Here is a 16,129-nt window from a genome sequence, read left to right as displayed (position 1 = left end):
ATGGCAAATGGCATCATCGCCGACCGCAACCGCGTCCTCACGGCGGTTGTGGACGAGTCCGGCTGGTCTACGGCCGCCCCGGCATCCAACGCGCAAGTGCTCCCGCTGAAACTGACGGCGCGGTCTACCGTGGCCGGCACGGACGGGTCCCCCACTGTGTTGCGCGGGTACTTCGACGCTCGATACCCGATCACCTATGCCGGTCTTTTCAAGACAAACCTGAAGCAGTCTGGCCGCTACCGCCTCCGGCTGTTCTCGGACGCAGCGTTCAGCGACGTGCTGTTCGACACGCGGGACGCGGTGACGGGCGTTGACAGGCGCGTCATGCCGTCGCTGTACGACTGGCGGCAGCTCCGCTACGCCGCGCCGAACCTGCTGCGGGGCGACTTGCCGCCGGAGGATTACGCGCTCTATCCGAGCAACGTGCACGTGGTGGTGCCGTTGGTCCGCGCTGCCTCGTTCCAGTGGGACATCGTAGGCTCCGGCTTCGACCCAGCGACCGGCGATGATGTTGATTTTAATGAAGTCGGATATGCCTGGGCGTCTGACAGCGTCCAGTTTGAAATCAACTACGCCTACGGCGGGAATGACGGCTGGAACCCGACGGACGAGATCAAGCGGACGCCAGGCGGTGGCGTCTACGTAGAGCCCGGCGTCGGATACAGGTCATCGGAGATCCCGCTCGACTACATCACGAAGCTTGATGGTGACAGCCTCTTTGACCTTTCCAAGCGCGTGAGTTGGAACCAGCCGGTCGTCTGGCTCCCCAACGTGGATAGCGCACAAGACCTGTTCCGCTATGGCTTCATCGGGCAAAGGCGGGACAGCTTCAAGAAGACTTGGAAGACCTACCAGCTTGACGGCGCCACAATTCAAATCGAGGAGATCACGACGTGACGACGGCGACTGAGCGCCTGCGGGCGTACAATGGAAACGCCTACGACGCCGCAACGAACCCGTACGGCCTCGATGGTATCGGTGGTATGGACGCCAACTTGGTTCAGGCGTTCAACGACATGGGAGAGGTTGGGGCGTCTGCGACATCCCAGACGGCGGCGCTGTCCGTGGCCCTGTTCACCTGGGACACCGGAACCGCCTCAGCCGATCCCGGCAGCGGGAAGATCCGTGCGACCTCCGTCACCATCACCACCGGGTCATTCACGCTGTGCGCCAGCGATACCGACAGCGGCGGGAACGTCATCGGCGCGTTACTTGATACGCTTTTCGCCTCAACCAGCGCCGTCAAGTCGCGCGCCCGGCTCGTCAACACTGCGGACGCTACCAAGTATATCGACGTGCAGGTGACCGGCGGGGCTGATGCTGGAGCTTACCACACGCTCTCGGTGACTGTCCTTGCCGGACCTGGGGGGTTCGCTTCGGGTGACGCTTTGGCGCTTGGCTGGGTGCGGACCGGTGATAAGGGGGACACCGGCCCCACGGGCGGCGTCTCCACCGTGTTCGGCCGCTCCGGCGCTGTGACGGCACAGTCGGGCGACTACACCGCATCCCAGGTCGGCGCACTGCCGACCTCAGGCGGCACGCTGTCCGGGGCGGTCAACTTCTCCGGCTACGCCGCGCAATCCGCCACCCTCTACGACACGCGATACACCCGCGTGGACAAAGGCACGGTATCGAGCGGGACCGTCACCTTCGACGTGTCTGCGTCCAACTGGCAGCGGCTCCAGGTCGGCGGCTCGCTGACCATTGCGCTGTCCAACTGGCCATCCAGCGTTGGGGCCTCTCTCCTTCTGGAGATCGTCAACGGCGGAGCCGGCACTATCACATGGCCGACCATCAGCTTCGTGAAGTCGGATGGCACCACGCAGGCCAGCCCCACGCGCTCCCTCCAGTCCAGCGGCACGGACTTCATTCAGTTGTGGCGCAACGGAACTACCGTCTACGGCAAGGTGATCTGACATGACCGAGCAATGGGTGATCAAGAGCGGCGATGCGGTCGTGTTCGGCCCCGCGCCGTGGAATGGGGCGGCGTTCAGCCATCAGCTTGGCCTTCTGGGCTGGTCTGTGTCGCTCGGCGGCGAGCCGGGCGCGTGGCGCTCTCCGACCGTCGAAGCATTCACGGTTGAGGAGGGCGCGGAGGCACCGGAGCTTCCCAACGAGCCGGCCGCCGTGCTGCCCTGCTCCGTCGTCAGCGAGCCCTACGACCCGCGCTATCAGGACCGCTCCGGCCCGGCGTTCTCCGGCGCCGACGATGCTCTGGTGGCGACCTACGCCGTGTCGCCGCGGCCGGCGGAAGACCTTCGCCACCTCCGTATCAGCGAGGTGAAGGAAGAGGCATCCCGGCGCATCCTCGCCGTTGCCCCCGACTGGAAGCAGCGCAACCTCACAGCCCGCGCTGCGGAACTCGCTCTGCTATACCCCGGCGTGAAGGGCGTTGATCTGCCGGAGCCGGAGCGCGCGGAATACCTTGCCGGACAAGCCGTCTGGGACCGCATCAAGGAGTTGCGCTCCGTCTCCAACGACATCGAGGCGTGGATTTCGGACCCGTCCCGTACCGCTGATGACCTCGTGACGATGGCCGGCGCCCCCGGCTGGCCGGAGTAACGCCCATGGCCGATTTCATCCGCCGCCGGTCTGGGCTGGCCGTCCCGACCGAGTATGGCGATGGCTACCGCCCGCGCTCCGACTGCTTCCTTGATCCGCTGTTTTTCGGGATGATGGCGGCGATCGGTGGCGCGCTTGACCCATCATGGAACCCCGCCGATTGCGCGGCCGGGATCACGTTGAGCGGCGGAAATCTTGTCGCATCTGACGGCGCATCGAGCGCGCGCTCTGTGCGCGGCCAGCCTGCACTTCCATCGCGCAAGCTGTATTGGGAGATCGCTCTGTCGTCTCCCGGAGCGTGGAATATCGGTGTGGCAACGGCAAGTATGCCTCTGACGATTGCTCCTGGACAGGACGTGAACAGTTGGGGTTTGGCCTCAAACGGATACGCCTATTACAACAATTCAGGCGTTCCAGTCGTTGCGGTTCCAGGCGCTAACGATGTAATCCGCGTTGCTGTGGATGTTCCGAATGGGAAGATTTGGTACGGCCTGAACGGTACTTGGGCTGGAGACCCGTCGGCGGGGACAAGCCCGGCCAATACAGGACTGTCCGGCACCCTATACGCTTGCCTTGGATACCAAACTTCTGGCGGCTATACGACGGCCAGGTTTCTTTCCTCTTCGTGGGGATACGCTGCGCCAACAGGATTTACGGCCATCTCGTAGCCTCGCCACTGCATCCAGTAACTACCGGCGCCCGCGAGGCGCCTTTCGCATATCTGGAGGGCGTGATGCTCACCATCGTGTTGGCCGCCATCGCTGGCGGCGTGCTTCGCCGTGCCTCGGGCGGTTGGGATATCGGCGGATGGACCCCGCCCTGGGGCTCCATGTACCGCAAGCTCTGGTGCCTGCTGATGGGCGGGATCGCCGCGTCGGCGACTGTGTGGTGGCTGGTGTTCCCGCTCGGTCTCCTGGCTTGGTACTCCCGCATGGAGCAGACCAAGGCGTACGAGACCAGCTACACGATCCGGGGCGCCTCCATCATGGGCCTGATCGGCTGCGTCCAATGGGCCGTGCCGCTGGCCGCTGTCGCGTGGTGGCGCCTCGACCCCGATCTGTTGCTGTGGCTCCCGGCCGGCATGGCGTGCGGGGCGATCTATTGGGCGTCCTGGCGGTTGCCGGCGAACGGCGCTCCCAAAACCCTTCTCGATTTCCACACCGCGTGGGCCGAACTCGGCTGGGGAGCCTTGCTCGCCGGCATGGCCGCTGCGCTGATCTGACCCCATCACCTCCCGGAGATCCCCCATGCCCACCACGCCCCCCGGCGCGGCGCTGGAACGCGCCTGCGACCTCATCAAACAGTTCGAGGGATGCAAGCTGACGGCCTATCTGTGCCCGGCGGGGGTCCCGACCATCGGTTGGGGCTCGACCGGCCCCGACATCAAGCTCGGCATGACCTGGACGCAGGCCCAGGCGGACGAGCGGCTGTCGCGCGACGTGAAGCGCTTCTACGACGGTGTGGTGCAGCTGGTCACCGGGAAGGCCACGCCGAACCAAGTCGCCGGGTGCACGAGCCTCGCCTACAACATCGGCTTGGGGAATTTCCGCGCCTCGACGGTGCTGCGGAAACTGAACGAAGGCGACATCGCCGCGGCGGCCGACGCCTTCCGTATGTGGAACAAGGGCGGCGGGAAGGTGCTGCCGGGCCTTGTCCTCCGCCGTGAAGCAGAACGCTCGCTGTTCCTCACCCCCTGAAGGAAACCACCCATGCGCATCGACTGGCGCGCGGCGGCCACCTACAGCCGTGAACGGCTGAGCGAGGATACCAGCAAGGTCGGCATCGGCCTTGTCGTCGCCTCGCTCGCCAAGACGCTCCCGCCCGACGTGATCGGGGCGTACCTGAGCGTCGTCGTCTTCGTCCTGGGGCTGCTGCTGGCGGCGGTTCCCGACAAGCACCTGCACAAGGGGAAGCCTCGTGAACCTAATGGCACTGATCGCTAGCCGGTTCGGCCTTGCCGGCATCGTGGCGGTGGCTCTCGGCATCTGGATCGGCGCGCTGAAGATCGAGGCCCATTCCCTGCGCTCCGACCTTGCCGACGCCGCCCGCCGCGGTGACGTGCTGGAAGCCGCCGTGAAGGAGCAGAACGCCGCCGTGGTGGCGATGCAGGAGAAGGCGGCTACCGATGCTGCGGAACGCTCCGCACGCGCCCTGCGGGCTCTGGCGCCCCGGCAGAAGGCCAACCCGAAAGACGCCGTGGAGATGAATGCATGGATCGCGCAATCACCCTGATCTTTTCCGCCCTGCTGGCTGGCTGCGCGTCATCCAATCCGCTGCGGGTGGAGGTGCCTGTGATGCAGAGAGCGGAGCCGCCGGCCGAGCTGCTGGAGCCCATCACCGCGCCAGCTGGCGTGTTCGTCCCGCCCGGAACTGCTGGCGCTCTCGCCTGCGTCACCCCGTCCGGTAAGAACGGCTTGGTGGTCTACGTCGATGCGCTGCGGCAGAGGGTGGCGGCGTGGGAGGCTTGGGCGAAGTAACCCCTCGCTCTCCCCGGCAACCTGGGCCGCCGTCCTGCCTTCGGGTGGGGCGGCGGCCTTTTTGCGTTTCCGGACAGCGCGGCTTGGGAAAGGGAAGCGGCGTTGCGTTAACTGCCGCTCCTATTCGTCGCGGTCGGCGTCGGGCTCGTCGGCCATAATCAGCCGCTCGAATACCAGGGTCACGACCTCGCTGCCGTCCTCTGCCACCACCTCGGCCATCCGGCGCACGTGGTCGGCCTTCAGCACCAGCCCATAGGGCCAGCGCCGCTCCTGCGGCACGTCGGCGCCGCGGTCCCACAAGACGCGGCTGCCGGTCTGCGGCCAGCGGGACGCCTCGACCAAGGCGCGGATCAGGTCGTGCGGATCGGACATCGGACACTCCTTCGGTGTTGCCTTCATCATCGGCTTCCTCTCGTTGTCGATCCGGTTACGGGAAGGGCTTGGCGCCGGGCACCGGGCGGCCAAGCACGGCCTCGGCGATCTCCCACATCCGGTCGGCGCGCTTCGCCAGGGTGCCCTCGGCGGGGGCGTCCGCGGGCAGCACGGCGCCCGGCAGCGCCAGAATGGCGGCGGGGTCGCCGTCGTAGGTGGTCAGGTCCAGGGCCATGTCTCGGAACTCCGTACGTTGGGGTGCAGATAGCGGGCGGGTCAGGCGGCGACCTGCATGGTGTTGCGCGCCCGCTGCCGCTTCCGCAGCAGCGTCATGGGAACGCCCTGACCGGCGTCGAACAGGTCGCACATCTGCTTGGTCAGGCGGTCGTACTCGGTCGGCAGGTCAGCCCGGTACTTGTGGCCGGCGCCCTGCTCCCACTTCGCCTTGTGGGCGCGCGTCGCCTCGGCCTCTTCCTCGGTGCCGTGGAAGTCGAAGGTGCCGTAGCCGGCGATGCGGATCTTCCAGTCGTGCATGGTGGTCTCCGGTGGATGGTTGGGGTCTGCCTAAGCGGCTTTGGCGTCGAGGTAGACGCTTGCGTTGAAGTACGGCATGTGCCGCGCCATTACCTTGCACATCCACTGCCGCCGCTCTGGCGTAAGCTCTTGCTCCAGCCGTTCGATTGCCTGGAGAACATCACTCTCCGTCATGCAGACAGGAAGTCCGGCTTCGGGGCAATCGGGAGCGGCGGCGCGGCGTTTTGGCAAGTCCTCAATGACCTTGCGGAAGCGGCCTAGTTCGCCACACTTCGCCATGATCTCGTATGCCTCTTGATACTCAGCGGCGAGCGCCCGGCGCTCCTCTTCCGACAAAACGGGGCGTGGTGGTGTCTTCTTCCTGGGCGCCATGGCTATGTCTCTTGCTTGCGGTAGGTGGGGCCGATTACTCGGCCCCCTGCGGGTAGTAGGTGTTGAAGAGGTCGAGGTCATCGCCATCGACGAAGTGATGGGTGGTGATGGTGGTGTGGCGATTGTAAGAGCGCCGGAGCACCCGGCCCCACAGGCGGAAGAAATCCACCCGGATTTCGTCCTCCGCACCTTCGCGGAAGCAGGCGTTGCGCACCTTCACGGCCCACTCGCCATCCAGGTCGTTGACCAGGTTGAAGAGGAGGTGGGTGGGGACCGTGATGAGCATGGGGCGCTCCGTTGGTTGGTGCCGTCTTGATAGGGAGAATATGCACCGTGCATATTCCGCTGTCAACGGAGAAATGCGCATTGTGCATATTTTTCTTCGGCGCTATCATTGAGGCATGACCAAGGGAACCGACATTCAGGCCCGGCTTCGTGCCGCCGGCCTGACGCAAGCCGACCTCGCCGCGATGCTGCGCGTGGCCGTCTCGACCATTCACCGCCAATGCACCGGAGTTGTGCCGCTGGCTGGCTATCTCGTCGCCTTCGTGGAGGCGTGGGAGATGATGACCGAGGAGCAACGCGCGGCACTCCGAAACCGTCTCATTTAAGGGGGCAGCCGTTAAGCCGCCTTCTTGGCCAGCAGGGCGTTGCCCTCGGCCGTCAGGTCCCACACGGTGTCGCCGGTCTCCAGGTCGAGGTCCTCCGCCTCCTCGGCGGTCGCCGGTCGCGGATAGATCAGGCCGGCGCGCGCCAGCGTCGGGCCGCACATGCTCCCTTCGCTGTCGAGCCACGCGTCGATCAGGTCGGCCGGCTCGGTTATCGGCACCACGGAGGACGGCGAGCAGCCCTCGCCGCCGCATTCGCCCTCGTGGCCCAGCTCGACGGCATCGCCGATCCAGCCGCACTCGCGGCAGCGGACGGGGTTCTCTTCCTGCTTCTCGGTCATGGTGTCAGTCCTTCTGGTTGGAGGTGCGTTTACCGGGCGGGTCAGGCGGCCAAGGCTTCGCGGAGATCGGCGGCGGCGCGTTTGGCAAGGGCCGGCGTAGCGGCGTCGTTGTGCTCAGCCAGGAAGTCGAACCGTTCCGCCGCCGTCGTCAGTTCGCGGCGCAGTCGCTCGACCTCGTCGCACAGGTCGGCAACGTCTTGCGACGAGCAACTGCCTTTGTAGATCGACGCCACTTTGCGGATCTGCTGAAGGTCAAGCATGGGTGCTCTCCGGTGTCTCGTTGAACGGGCAGCTACGCCTTGGCCTTGGCGCGGCGGTTGAAGCCGACCGTGTACCGGCGTTCCAGGCGCTCGCCCTCTCCGCTGTCGTCGGCATCATCCTTGCGGGCGGCGGCGCAGCACGCCTCGCAGATCAGGTGCTCGGAGCGACCGCGCTCGTAGGCGGCCAAGTCCTCGGCGGTCAGGACATCCCGCCCGTAAGCCGGCATGTCCTCCAGGTCGGCCGTGGTCTCTACGATCCGGCGAACCTTGGTGCCCGGCTTGATCGGACCAGCGCAGATGTTGCAGCGCACCGGATCCGGAGCGTCCACGATCTCGTTGATGATGCGCGTCTCGCCGTCGCCGTAGTCACCCTCGAACGGGTCGAACTCAAGGGCGGCATCTCGTTCGGTTGTCATGGTGCGAAATCCCATACGTGGAGGTGCGTTTACGGGGCGCCGCCGTGCTGGCGGCAGGGGAGGGGCTAGGAGGACACGGGGGCTAGGCGGCCAACCGCTCGCCAGAGAGCCGCATCCAGTCGATGTCCAGTAGATCGCCGGCCAGTTTGAAGTGGCCCATCTGCATGCCGTCGTGGAACGTGGTGCGGACCTCGCCGGGAAGCTCCAGCCGCTCGTCGTCAATGGCGGCGTAGTGCGTCACCTCCGGGTGCCGATCCATCCACCCCATGATCTCCTTGGCGCGGCCAAGCGGCTCGTCCCTGTGCTCTCCGGTGCTCCAGTCATCGTGAAGGTGAGACGGGCAGATGCCGTTCACCGTCAGGTCGGCGGCCATGCGCTCGCGCCCATGCTTCCGCCATGTGCTGGAGATGACCAGTTTCGCCGGAGCCAGATGGAGCAGGCGGAGGACCATCCACACGGCGACGGGGTCGAACCGCGTCACCAGCTTCCCATGGTTCTCCGGGAGGTAGTAGGCCCGCTGCGGGATCATCGGCCCGTCGATATCAAGAAAGACCACCTTCACGCACGCCTCCATCGTTCACGCTTGCCATTCTACAGCGACTTACACAACTTCGTCAACTTGACAATGTTGCGGCACTCGCTCATAGTAGGCGGGTTGATGGAGTTGCGCGCCTTCCCGGCCTCGGGTAAGGCTTCCTGCATGGAGAAGAAAGACGTGCGCATCCAACTGGTCATGTCCCCGTCCGAGCTGGAGAAGCTGGACGAGTGGCGGGCGAAGCGCCGCATCTGGTCGCGGTCGGAGGCTATCCGGCGACTGGTCAGCGAGGGGATTGACAAGGACGCAGGCGCTGCCGCGAAGGACGGTGGCGGCAATGACTGACCCTCGCCCCATCTCCGAATGGCCTGAGAACTTCGCCGGCATGAAGCTGCCGCGCCGCGCGCTCCTTCTCGACCGCAAGCACGGTTGGGTGGTTGGCGACTTCCGCACGGCGTGGAATGACTTCTCCAGCGTGCCGGGCTCCTACACGCTGCACCCGACGCACTTCATGGAGTTGCCGCCCCTTCCCCCCGGCGGCCCCGGCGTACGCATGAAGAAGGAGACCGGCAATGGGTGACAAGCGCTGCGGAACCTGCGTTCACTGGAACGCCCGCCTGAACTCGCGCGGCGCTCGCATCGTTGCGCATGACCCGGCGCACGCCTGCAAATCCCCTATCCCCGATCTCCCGGTGCTTCCGGTGTCGGTGGACCGTAGCGTGCACGGGCTGAGGTGGCCCCCGACCCGGAACTTCATGACGAAGGCCGAAGGCGAAGGATGCCCTATGTGGGAGGACTGGAAAGCCGACCGCCTCCGCCAGCCCAAGGGAGAGTGAGCATGGACACCATAGCCCTGTGCACCGGGTACGCCGTGATGGCGGTCGGCGCGACTGCCGCGCTCATCGGCATCGGATGGGTGCTCATTGAATTCTCCGTGAAGCGCCTAGGTTGGACGGCCGAAGTCATCCGGTTCGCGGCTGATCGTGCTCGCAAGCGCATGGCCCGCTCCCCCGTCTCTCCGAACACAGGTGGAGGGGAGTGATGGAGCGGTCACAGATTGCGGTCGGCCAGACCTACCATCGCTTGGACTTCCAAGGCGCGATGACGCGAGTAGACGCGATCCGAGACGGGCGCGTGATCGGCCATACCTACGGGCGCGCCTTGTCTACGGCCTGCGTAATTCCGCTGGAGCGGTTTGCTGCGGTCGCGTCCTCCCGCCCCTCCTCCCAGGGAGACCAGAACACATGACGACGATCACCTACACGATGGCAGATGTTGATGCGGCGCTTCGGGAAATCATCGGGGACAAGGTCTACGATGCGATGCGCGAATGCAGCGGGTGGAGCCGGACGCGCGCGATGGATCAGGCGGCGGTTCGGTGCTTCCTCGATCAGCGCGAGGACAGGCATACGCGGGTGCTGCGCGCAGCGCTGGCGCACCTGAACAGGACCGGCGTCATCATGCCAGACTCAAAGGGAGAGTAACCCAATGTCCTCTGAGCGATCCGAGGTGCCGAGCCTCACTGAGGCGCAGGCGGAAGCGCTGAGCCTGATGCCCGGCGTACTGTACCGCGCTGAGCGTACGTGGGGCATCCAGTCTGAGCCAGATGCCAAGGGCATGATGACGTGGCGGCTGCACGACCGCTGGCCAACGGTGATCCGCCGCCTCCTGAAGAGACGGTTGGTGGAGCGCTGTGATATCCCAGACTACGAAGGCGGAGAGTGCTATCGCCTCACGCCCGGAGGCCGTTCCGCCCTCTCCGCACACAAGATGGGGGATGGGAACCGCTCATAGCGGTGTTGGCGTGAGTTCAGGTTGGGTGGCCTGACAACATATTGACCAACACGCAACTTGGCCGTTCCTGATTTCCCAACCCGATCAATCGCTAACGATCTCAGTCCGTCCAGTCCATCATGGGGGCGACGCTGACGGGGATGGGGTTCATGCGCTCACGACACGTCTATCCGGACTCCAGGGGCCTCATCTGGCCGATTGCGGCGCTGAAGGCAAGGCGTCTTACGGTGACGGCCGCTGCGGCGGGCCCAATGGAGCTTGTGGCCGGGCGGGCGCTCAGTGGGTCTTGGTGCCGTTGCGGGCGCCCTGCGGCCGGTCCTTGCCGGTGGTCACGAGGTCGCGCGCCGTCTCCGATACCTTACCGACCGCGGCTTCCGCCATGTCGCGCATCAGGCCGGCGGCGCCGCTGCCCGCCTGCGCGGCCGTGTGCCCGGCGCCAGTGGCGACGTCCGCTGCGGCTTTGCGCACCGGGCGGTTGGTCCCGGCCAGCACGCCGGCCATTGCGGTGAGGGCGGCGGCGGCCATCTCGCGGCCCGTCGGCGTCTCCAGGAACGCCGCCAGCGACCGCCCCGACTTGCGCACCGCCTTGGGGATCTTCACCCCGGCGATCTTCTTGGGGATCTTGAAGGATTTGGCCATGGTTCTCCACTCCGCACGCTGTTGTTCCTGCCAACAGCCCACGGAGGCCAGCGTTGCGGCCACGCTTCCCTGGTGCCGGCGCCGATTGCCTGGATATGCTGCCCTTCGCAGCGAGACGGATCGACAGGGAAGACGCCGATGGGTGCCGAGGACATACACGAGAAGATCCACGAGGTGGCCGGCGAGGACGCCGAGGCCAAGGCGCCGAGCCGCAAGGGAATGGCCGTCTACATCTCCTTCCTCGCCGCCGTCCTCGCCATCGCCAGCCTCGGCGGCTCCAACGCCGCCAAGCAGATGGTCAATTCCAACATCCAGGCCAGCGACACCTTCGCCTTCTACCAGGGCAAGGCGGTGCGCCAGACCGAGTACCAGCTCGCCGCCCGCACTCTGGAGCTGTCGGTGCTGTCACGCGCCGACCTGACGCCGGAACAGCGCGCCGACGTCGAGCGCGAGGTCGCCAACTATCGCGCCACCGCGACGCGCTACGAGAGCGACCCGCAGACCGGTGAGGGCAAGAAGGAGCTGCTGTCCAAGGCCCGTGCCTTCGAGACCGACCGCGACCTCGCCGCCCGGCAGGATCCTTACTTCGACGCCGCCGAGGCGCTGCTGCAGCTCGCCATCGTGCTCGCCTCGGTGGCGACGGTGATCGAGGTCGGCGGGCTGGTGTGGCTGAGCGCGGCGTGCGCGATCACCGGGGTTCTCGCCACCATCAACGGGTTCACGCTGCTGGTCGACCTGCCGTTCCTGTGAGGCCGGCGCCTCCCCATATGCAGGCGGACCCACAACCGGAGCCCCCGCCATGGCCATCACGCCCGACCGCATCACCACCATCGACCACGTCCCCGGCACGCAGACGGTCCAATCGCTGGGCGTCGTCGTCGGCGAGGCGGTGATCGGCAGCAACATCGTCCGCGACTTCCTGTCCGGCATCACCGACGTGCTCGGTGGCCGCTCCGGCGCGGTGCAGAAGAGCTTCCGTGCCGCCCGCACCGCCGCCATGGACGACATGATCGAAGCGGCCGAGGCGCTGGGCGCCAATGCCGTGGTTGGCGTCGACCTGGACTACGAGGTGCTCGGCGAGAAGAACGGCATGGTGCTCGTCAGCATCTCCGGCACCGCGGTGCGGGTCGCCGGCTGAGGCCTTACTCCGCGGCGTCCGGCAGCGGCGTCGGCGCGTGCCGGACCATCTCCTCGTGCCACAGCGCGAAGTGGGCGCCCAGCGCGTCGTCCAGCGTCGGCATGATCCGACCGCGCTCGCTGGCCAGCACGCTGCGGGCCGGCCGCCGGGCGGTCCAGCCGAGCTCCGCCGCCGGCACGCCTTCGACCAGCGCCGGGTCGAGGCCGGCCCGGCGCGCCGCCTCGCGGGCCAGCCCGGCCCAGGTGACCGCTCCGGCGTTGGCGAGGTGCCAGACGCCGCGCTCGCCGTCGATCAGCAGGTCCAGCGCCGCGTTCACCAGATCCGGCACGTAGGTCGGGGAGACGGTCACGTCCTCCGCCGCCCGGAACGGCCGTCCCTGGCCGAGACTGCGCAGCGCCACGGCGATGAAGTTGTGCTCGTCCCATGGGCCAAAGAAGGCGCTGGTGCGGATCGCCAGCCCGTGCTCCAGGCCGGCGATGGCGCGCTCCGCGGCGAGCTTGCTTTCGCCGTAGACGTTGAGCGGGGCCGGTGGGTCGCTCTCCACGTAGGGCGCACCCTTCACCCCGTCGAACACCAGGTCGGAGGAGAAGCCGACCAGCGGGACGCTATGCTCCGCGCAGGCCGCCGCCAGCACGGCCGGTCCGTCGGCGTTCTCGCGCCGGCAGCGGTCGGCGTCCGTCTCGGCGTCGTCGACGCGGACGTAGCCGGCCGCGTTGATCACCGCCCAGGGGCGGTGCCGCTCCAGCGCCGCGCGCACCGACGCGGCGTCGGCGATGTCCATCTCGCCGCGGCCGACCAGCCGGTAGGCGAGGGCGCGCCGGGTGCAAACGCGGGCGAAGGCGCGGCCCAGCGTGCCGGTGGATCCCACGATCAGCAGCCGCCGCGCCTTGCTCGGCGGCTTGCACCAGGCGGGGGCGCGGTCGGCGGGCGTGAAGGGGCAGGCGCGCACCGGCCGCCACAGGAAGCGGTCGGCGCGGTGCCAGGCGCCCGGGGCGTCGAGCACCGGGTGGTCGACCGCGGCCCCGCTGGCCATGGCGCGCAGCAACCCGGCCAGCGCCGTCGCGCGCGGCGTGGGTGAGCGCACGTCGAACGGCCCAGGCTCGTAGTAGCCGACGCAGTGCGTCAGCAACCGGTGCCAGTCGTAGCTGCCGAGCAGCGCCCACGCTGTCACCGCCCGCACGTCGATGCCGTCGGCGGCCAGCCGGCGCGCCGCCTGCCAAGTCTCGTACAGCCAGCGCAGCTGCTCGTCGCGGGTGGAGCCGTTGTGCACCTCGGTCACCGCCAGCGGCAGGCGGTAGCGCTCCCAGGCCTCGCGCAGCAGCGACTCGATGCCGGCCGGCCCCTCGGCCAGCACCGACACCGCCTCGGTGTCGACATGCCGCTCGCTGCCGTCGTGCGTCCAGGGCAGGGGGTGGTAGCGCTCAACCCGGTGGTCGAGGAAGCGCTCGCTCGACAGGTAATGGTTGAAGCCCAGGATGTCCGGCATGCAGGGCGCGGCGGCGAATCGCTCCGCCGCCTCCGCCAGCCCGGCGTCGCGCAGGCGCGGCCAGAAATAGTGCTGATGGTCCACGCGCCCGGTCAGCAGATCGAGGCCGAGCCAGCGCCGGTGGTTCTGGAACGCCGCCGCGGCGGCGACCGGCGGGGTGGCGTGGACGCGGGTGAGGTCCTCGGTGTGGATGAAGCGCGCTGTGGGGACGACCCGGCGGATCGCCGCCATCGCCAGCCGCATCGCCTCCACCTCGTGGACCAGCATGCGCAGGAAGCTGGCTTCGTCGCGGGCGTGCGGGTACCAGTGGCCGTACAGGCCGCTGAAGCGGGCGGTGGTCAGCGGCTCGTTGATCGGCGTCCAGTCCTCGACCCAGGGGTAGCGGTCGGCTGCCCGCGCCGCGAACTCGGCCAGCCCGGCGGGAAAGCCGGGATCCAGGAGGCCGGTGTGCCGGGGCCCGCTGCCGTGGTGCAGCAGGGTGACGATGGGCTTGAGGCCCAGGTCGCGCAGCCGCGCCATCCGCGCGTCGGTCCACGCCCAGTCGCACGCGCCGTCGGGCGCCACCCGCTCCCACAGCACGGGGTAACGGATGCGCCGGATCCCCAGTGTGGCGAAGCGGTCCAGGTCGTCCAGCCGGTGCTCGTGTCCGTTGAGCAAGGTCTGGTCGACGTACGAGTCCCGGATGCGGGCCACGGTGCATTCCAGCCCGCCCCAGATTTCGATCTCCGGCATCGGCGCCTCTTGGTGGATGGCGAAGGAGCGGCGTATGTCCCGGAACGGCGGGCCGCCTGGAAACCGTGCTGCGGTGCGGCCGTTGCGGAGCGCCGACGGACGTACCGCTTTCGAAGGCGGCCGTGGGAGGACCGGCCCGGCGTGCCCATGTAGGGATGTCCCAGCCCCGGAGATCGTCCCGTGTCCCCCGAAACCGACTCGCAGCCGGACCTCGCCACGCCCGATTCCCCGCGCCGCCGCGCGCTTCTGGTGGTCAACACCAAGGCCCGCCAGGGCCGCCGCGCGCTCGACGACGTGACGGAGGAGTGCGCGCGGGCCGGCGTGACCTTGCAGACGGTGGACTGCCCCGACCGCGACGCCCTCGCCGACCTTGTCCGCGCCCGCGCGCCGGAGGTGGACATGCTGATCCTCGGCGGCGGAGACGGCACGCTGAACGCGGCGGCGCCGGGGCTGGCCGACACCGGGCTGCCGCTGGCGATCCTGCCGCTCGGCACCGCCAACGACCTCGCCCGCACGCTGGGCATCCCGCTGGACGTGCGCGCGGCGGCGCGGCTGGCGGTCAGCGGGCGGGTGCGGCGCATCGACCTGGGCGAGGTGAACGGCGTGCCGTACTTCAACGTCGCCAGCATCGGGCTGAGCGTGGAACTGGCGCGTGAGCTGACCCGCGAGATGAAGCGGCGCTGGGGCACGCTGGGCTACGCCGTGGCGGCGTTCCGCGTGGCGAAGCGGATGGCGCCGTTCCACGCCGACATCCGGATCGGTGGCGAGACGCACCGCGTGAAGTCGGTGCAGATCGGCGTCGGCAACGGCCGGCACTACGGCGGCGGCATGACGGTGGAGGAGACGGCGGCGGTGGACGACGGCCGGCTCGACGTCTACAGCATCGACCTGCGCGGCTGGTGGGAATGGCCGTTGCTCTACCCGGCGTTCCGCAAGGGGCGTCAGGGCGCGTGGGAGAACGTCCATACCTGGGACTGCACGGAGGTGGAGATCGTCACCCGTCGTCCCAGGCCGGTGAACACCGACGGCGAGATCACCACGCACACCCCGGCCCGCTTCCGTGTGCGGCCGGGCGCTGTCGCCGTGGTGTGTCCGGATGGAGGCCCGAAGAGAGAGTGAGGTGGAGCGGGCTGTTGGACTCGCACCAACCTGGCCAGCCTGGAAAGCCGGTGCCCATCCTCTGGACCAAGCCCGCCTCACGGGCCCGACTGTGCCGCACCCGCACGGTCCCGCCAACGTTGGCATCGGGGGTAGCCCCTTGCCACCGGATTTCTTTGCGAATCCCTGTTCTTTTTCGCTTGAGCTTGAGGGCGGGGCCGGCTATATCCACGGCCCCGCCGCCGGAAACGGCGACCGGGGATGCGCTCGTGGCGGAACTGGTAGACGCGCTAGGTTCAGGTCCTAGTGGCTGAAAGGCCGTGGGGGTTCGACTCCCTCCGAGCGCACCAACATATCGGGACTCTCTGGGGGGCCATAGCTCAGCTGGGAGAGCGCTACAATGGCATTGTAGAGGTCAGGAGTTCGATCCTCCTTGGCTCCACCATCGTCCCGATGGGTTTTTGTTTGGGTTTGTCTTTAGGTACTTGCATCGGCGGCCAAGCTTCCGTATAAGGCCGCCTCCCATACATGGGTGCGACGCACGGGTACCACGGTGCGGGCGTAGCTCAGGGGTAGAGCACAACCTTGCCAAGGTTGGGGTCGAGGGTTCGAATCCCTTCGCCCGCTCCATGTTTGGGGGATCGTCTAGCGGTAGGACAGCGGACTCTGACTCCGCCAGCCTAGGTTCGAATCCTAGTCCCCCAACCACCTTTTCCTTCCCGGCACCTTCCCCTTTCCGGTCGTGCGTGTACGATGGGTCCATGC

28 protein-coding genes and 5 tRNA genes are annotated in these 16,129 nt (G+C 67.6%); 21 read left to right on the top strand and 12 right to left on the bottom strand.

Annotated elements, in window-relative coordinates; genetic code table 11:
* From ACRWK7_RS31885 to ACRWK7_RS31845, 9 genes are all read left to right on the top strand, one after another.
* The gene (locus tag ACRWK7_RS31885) at positions 1 to 897 is read left to right on the top strand and encodes a hypothetical protein (RefSeq protein WP_431861342.1); all 897 of its coding nucleotides are present in this window, start codon (positions 1 to 3) and stop codon (positions 895 to 897) included.
* Complete coding sequence (locus ACRWK7_RS31880; protein WP_431861340.1) at positions 894 to 1,916, top strand: hypothetical protein; 1,023 nt, start codon at positions 894 to 896, stop codon at positions 1,914 to 1,916. Before ACRWK7_RS31885 ends, ACRWK7_RS31880 begins: the two co-directional genes overlap by 4 nt.
* Before the next feature lies 1 nt (position 1,917).
* A complete protein-coding gene (locus ACRWK7_RS31875) occupies positions 1,918 to 2,562 on the top strand; it encodes a hypothetical protein (protein ID WP_431861339.1) in 645 nt (214 codons plus the stop codon).
* A gap of 5 nt (positions 2,563 to 2,567) precedes the next feature.
* Entirely contained in the window at positions 2,568 to 3,230 is a 663-nt protein-coding gene (locus ACRWK7_RS31870; protein WP_431861337.1) for an SPRY domain-containing protein, read from the top strand.
* Between the two features lie 65 nt (positions 3,231 to 3,295).
* On the top strand, positions 3,296 to 3,784 hold the full coding sequence (locus ACRWK7_RS31865) for a hypothetical protein (RefSeq protein WP_431861335.1): 489 nt from the start codon (positions 3,296 to 3,298) through the stop codon (positions 3,782 to 3,784).
* Positions 3,785 to 3,809: 25 nt separating this feature from the next.
* A complete protein-coding gene (locus ACRWK7_RS31860; protein ID WP_431861333.1) occupies positions 3,810 to 4,259 on the top strand; it encodes a lysozyme in 450 nt (149 codons plus the stop codon).
* 12 nt (positions 4,260 to 4,271) lie between these two features.
* On the top strand, positions 4,272 to 4,505 hold the full coding sequence (locus tag ACRWK7_RS31855) for a hypothetical protein (protein ID WP_431861332.1): 234 nt from the start codon (positions 4,272 to 4,274) through the stop codon (positions 4,503 to 4,505).
* Positions 4,489 to 4,794 (top strand): hypothetical protein, encoded by a 306-nt coding sequence (locus tag ACRWK7_RS31850; protein ID WP_431861330.1) that lies wholly within the window; start codon positions 4,489 to 4,491, stop codon positions 4,792 to 4,794. The genes ACRWK7_RS31855 and ACRWK7_RS31850 overlap by 17 nt, the downstream gene beginning before the upstream one ends.
* Positions 4,795 to 4,856: 62 nt before the next feature.
* A complete protein-coding gene (locus ACRWK7_RS31845) occupies positions 4,857 to 5,039 on the top strand; it encodes a hypothetical protein (protein WP_431861328.1) in 183 nt (60 codons plus the stop codon).
* A 120-nt stretch (positions 5,040 to 5,159) separates the two neighbouring features.
* Here the strand turns inward: ACRWK7_RS31845 and ACRWK7_RS31840 are convergent, their stop codons facing one another.
* The 5 genes from ACRWK7_RS31840 to ACRWK7_RS31820 are packed head-to-tail and all read right to left on the bottom strand — an operon-like array spanning position 5,160 to position 6,603.
* On the bottom strand, positions 5,160 to 5,411 hold the full coding sequence (locus tag ACRWK7_RS31840; protein ID WP_431861326.1) for a hypothetical protein: 252 nt from the start codon (positions 5,409 to 5,411) through the stop codon (positions 5,160 to 5,162).
* A gap of 55 nt (positions 5,412 to 5,466) precedes the next feature.
* Complete coding sequence (locus ACRWK7_RS31835) at positions 5,467 to 5,646, bottom strand: hypothetical protein (RefSeq protein ID WP_431861325.1); 180 nt, start codon at positions 5,644 to 5,646, stop codon at positions 5,467 to 5,469.
* Between the two features lie 41 nt (positions 5,647 to 5,687).
* Entirely contained in the window at positions 5,688 to 5,945 is a 258-nt protein-coding gene (locus ACRWK7_RS31830; protein WP_431861323.1) for a hypothetical protein, read from the bottom strand.
* Between the two features lie 30 nt (positions 5,946 to 5,975).
* Positions 5,976 to 6,317, bottom strand: a complete 342-nt coding sequence (locus ACRWK7_RS31825; protein WP_431861321.1) for a hypothetical protein — start codon at positions 6,315 to 6,317, stop codon at positions 5,976 to 5,978.
* Between the two features lie 34 nt (positions 6,318 to 6,351).
* On the bottom strand, positions 6,352 to 6,603 hold the full coding sequence (locus tag ACRWK7_RS31820; protein ID WP_431861319.1) for a hypothetical protein: 252 nt from the start codon (positions 6,601 to 6,603) through the stop codon (positions 6,352 to 6,354).
* A gap of 115 nt (positions 6,604 to 6,718) precedes the next feature.
* Here ACRWK7_RS31820 and ACRWK7_RS31815 point away from each other — a divergent pair, with 115 nt between their 5' ends.
* Positions 6,719 to 6,928 carry a hypothetical protein gene (locus ACRWK7_RS31815; protein WP_431861317.1) on the top strand — a complete coding sequence of 70 codons (210 nt, stop codon included), beginning with the start codon at positions 6,719 to 6,721 and terminating at the stop codon, positions 6,926 to 6,928.
* 11 nt (positions 6,929 to 6,939) lie between these two features.
* Here the strand turns inward: ACRWK7_RS31815 and ACRWK7_RS31810 are convergent, their stop codons facing one another.
* From ACRWK7_RS31810 to ACRWK7_RS31795, 4 genes are all read right to left on the bottom strand, one after another.
* A complete protein-coding gene (locus ACRWK7_RS31810) occupies positions 6,940 to 7,266 on the bottom strand; it encodes a hypothetical protein (RefSeq protein WP_431861315.1) in 327 nt (108 codons plus the stop codon).
* A 41-nt stretch (positions 7,267 to 7,307) separates the two neighbouring features.
* On the bottom strand, positions 7,308 to 7,526 hold the full coding sequence (locus tag ACRWK7_RS31805; RefSeq protein WP_431861314.1) for a hypothetical protein: 219 nt from the start codon (positions 7,524 to 7,526) through the stop codon (positions 7,308 to 7,310).
* Positions 7,527 to 7,558: 32 nt separating this feature from the next.
* Positions 7,559 to 7,942, bottom strand: coding sequence for a hypothetical protein (locus tag ACRWK7_RS31800; protein WP_431861312.1), 384 nt, complete (start codon positions 7,940 to 7,942; stop codon positions 7,559 to 7,561).
* Positions 7,943 to 8,024: 82 nt separating this feature from the next.
* Positions 8,025 to 8,504: an HAD domain-containing protein gene (locus ACRWK7_RS31795; RefSeq protein WP_431861310.1), complete on the bottom strand. Its 480-nt coding sequence runs from the start codon at positions 8,502 to 8,504 to the stop codon at positions 8,025 to 8,027.
* A 96-nt stretch (positions 8,505 to 8,600) separates the two neighbouring features.
* Here ACRWK7_RS31795 and ACRWK7_RS31790 point away from each other — a divergent pair, with 96 nt between their 5' ends.
* The 4 genes from ACRWK7_RS31790 to ACRWK7_RS31775 all read left to right on the top strand — a co-directional run bounded on the left by ACRWK7_RS31790 (position 8,601) and on the right by ACRWK7_RS31775 (position 9,961).
* Positions 8,601 to 8,822 (top strand): ribbon-helix-helix protein, CopG family, encoded by a 222-nt coding sequence (locus tag ACRWK7_RS31790; RefSeq protein ID WP_431861309.1) that lies wholly within the window; start codon positions 8,601 to 8,603, stop codon positions 8,820 to 8,822.
* Complete coding sequence (locus ACRWK7_RS31785) at positions 8,815 to 9,057, top strand: hypothetical protein (RefSeq protein WP_431861308.1); 243 nt, start codon at positions 8,815 to 8,817, stop codon at positions 9,055 to 9,057. The genes ACRWK7_RS31790 and ACRWK7_RS31785 overlap by 8 nt, the downstream gene beginning before the upstream one ends.
* Positions 9,058 to 9,315: 258 nt before the next feature.
* Positions 9,316 to 9,519 (top strand): hypothetical protein, encoded by a 204-nt coding sequence (locus tag ACRWK7_RS31780; protein WP_431861306.1) that lies wholly within the window; start codon positions 9,316 to 9,318, stop codon positions 9,517 to 9,519.
* A 202-nt stretch (positions 9,520 to 9,721) separates the two neighbouring features.
* Positions 9,722 to 9,961 (top strand): hypothetical protein, encoded by a 240-nt coding sequence (locus ACRWK7_RS31775; protein WP_431861304.1) that lies wholly within the window; start codon positions 9,722 to 9,724, stop codon positions 9,959 to 9,961.
* A gap of 586 nt (positions 9,962 to 10,547) precedes the next feature.
* On the opposite strand, the gene ACRWK7_RS31770 is transcribed toward ACRWK7_RS31775, so the two are convergent.
* Entirely contained in the window at positions 10,548 to 10,910 is a 363-nt protein-coding gene (locus ACRWK7_RS31770; RefSeq protein WP_431861303.1) for a hypothetical protein, read from the bottom strand.
* Between the two features lie 138 nt (positions 10,911 to 11,048).
* On the opposite strand from ACRWK7_RS31770, the gene ACRWK7_RS31765 reads away from it, so the two are divergent.
* Together ACRWK7_RS31765 and ACRWK7_RS31760 are read left to right on the top strand one after the other, a co-directional pair.
* The gene (locus ACRWK7_RS31765; protein WP_431861301.1) at positions 11,049 to 11,660 is read left to right on the top strand and encodes a DUF4337 domain-containing protein; all 612 of its coding nucleotides are present in this window, start codon (positions 11,049 to 11,051) and stop codon (positions 11,658 to 11,660) included.
* 49 nt (positions 11,661 to 11,709) lie between these two features.
* Positions 11,710 to 12,048, top strand: coding sequence for a heavy metal-binding domain-containing protein (locus ACRWK7_RS31760; protein WP_431861299.1), 339 nt, complete (start codon positions 11,710 to 11,712; stop codon positions 12,046 to 12,048).
* Positions 12,049 to 12,052: 4 nt separating this feature from the next.
* Here ACRWK7_RS31760 and ACRWK7_RS31755 read toward each other — a convergent pair whose 3' ends face one another.
* A complete protein-coding gene (locus ACRWK7_RS31755; RefSeq protein ID WP_431861297.1) occupies positions 12,053 to 14,266 on the bottom strand; it encodes a family 1 glycosylhydrolase in 2,214 nt (737 codons plus the stop codon).
* 180 nt (positions 14,267 to 14,446) lie between these two features.
* Here ACRWK7_RS31755 and ACRWK7_RS31750 point away from each other — a divergent pair, with 180 nt between their 5' ends.
* Positions 14,447 to 15,385 carry a lipid kinase gene (locus ACRWK7_RS31750; RefSeq protein ID WP_431861295.1) on the top strand — a complete coding sequence of 313 codons (939 nt, stop codon included), beginning with the start codon at positions 14,447 to 14,449 and terminating at the stop codon, positions 15,383 to 15,385.
* 2 nt (positions 15,386 to 15,387) lie between these two features.
* Here ACRWK7_RS31750 and ACRWK7_RS31745 read toward each other — a convergent pair.
* Positions 15,388 to 15,461, bottom strand: a tRNA-Gly gene (locus ACRWK7_RS31745).
* 166 nt (positions 15,462 to 15,627) lie between these two features.
* On the opposite strand from ACRWK7_RS31745, the gene ACRWK7_RS31740 reads away from it, so the two are divergent.
* The 4 genes from ACRWK7_RS31740 (at position 15,628) to ACRWK7_RS31725 (ending at position 16,072) form a co-directional block, all read left to right on the top strand.
* Positions 15,628 to 15,714, top strand: a tRNA-Leu gene (locus ACRWK7_RS31740).
* 19 nt (positions 15,715 to 15,733) lie between these two features.
* Positions 15,734 to 15,809: transfer RNA gene (locus ACRWK7_RS31735), tRNA-Ala, on the top strand.
* 110 nt (positions 15,810 to 15,919) lie between these two features.
* Positions 15,920 to 15,994: transfer RNA gene (locus ACRWK7_RS31730), tRNA-Gly, on the top strand.
* A 4-nt stretch (positions 15,995 to 15,998) separates the two neighbouring features.
* Positions 15,999 to 16,072 (top strand) — tRNA-Gln (locus ACRWK7_RS31725).
* Positions 16,073 to 16,129: the final 57 nt, after the last annotated feature.

The sequence above is a fragment of the Azospirillum sp. genome, from assembly GCF_050789165.1.
This window is presented reverse-complemented; position numbering and strand designations above follow the sequence as displayed.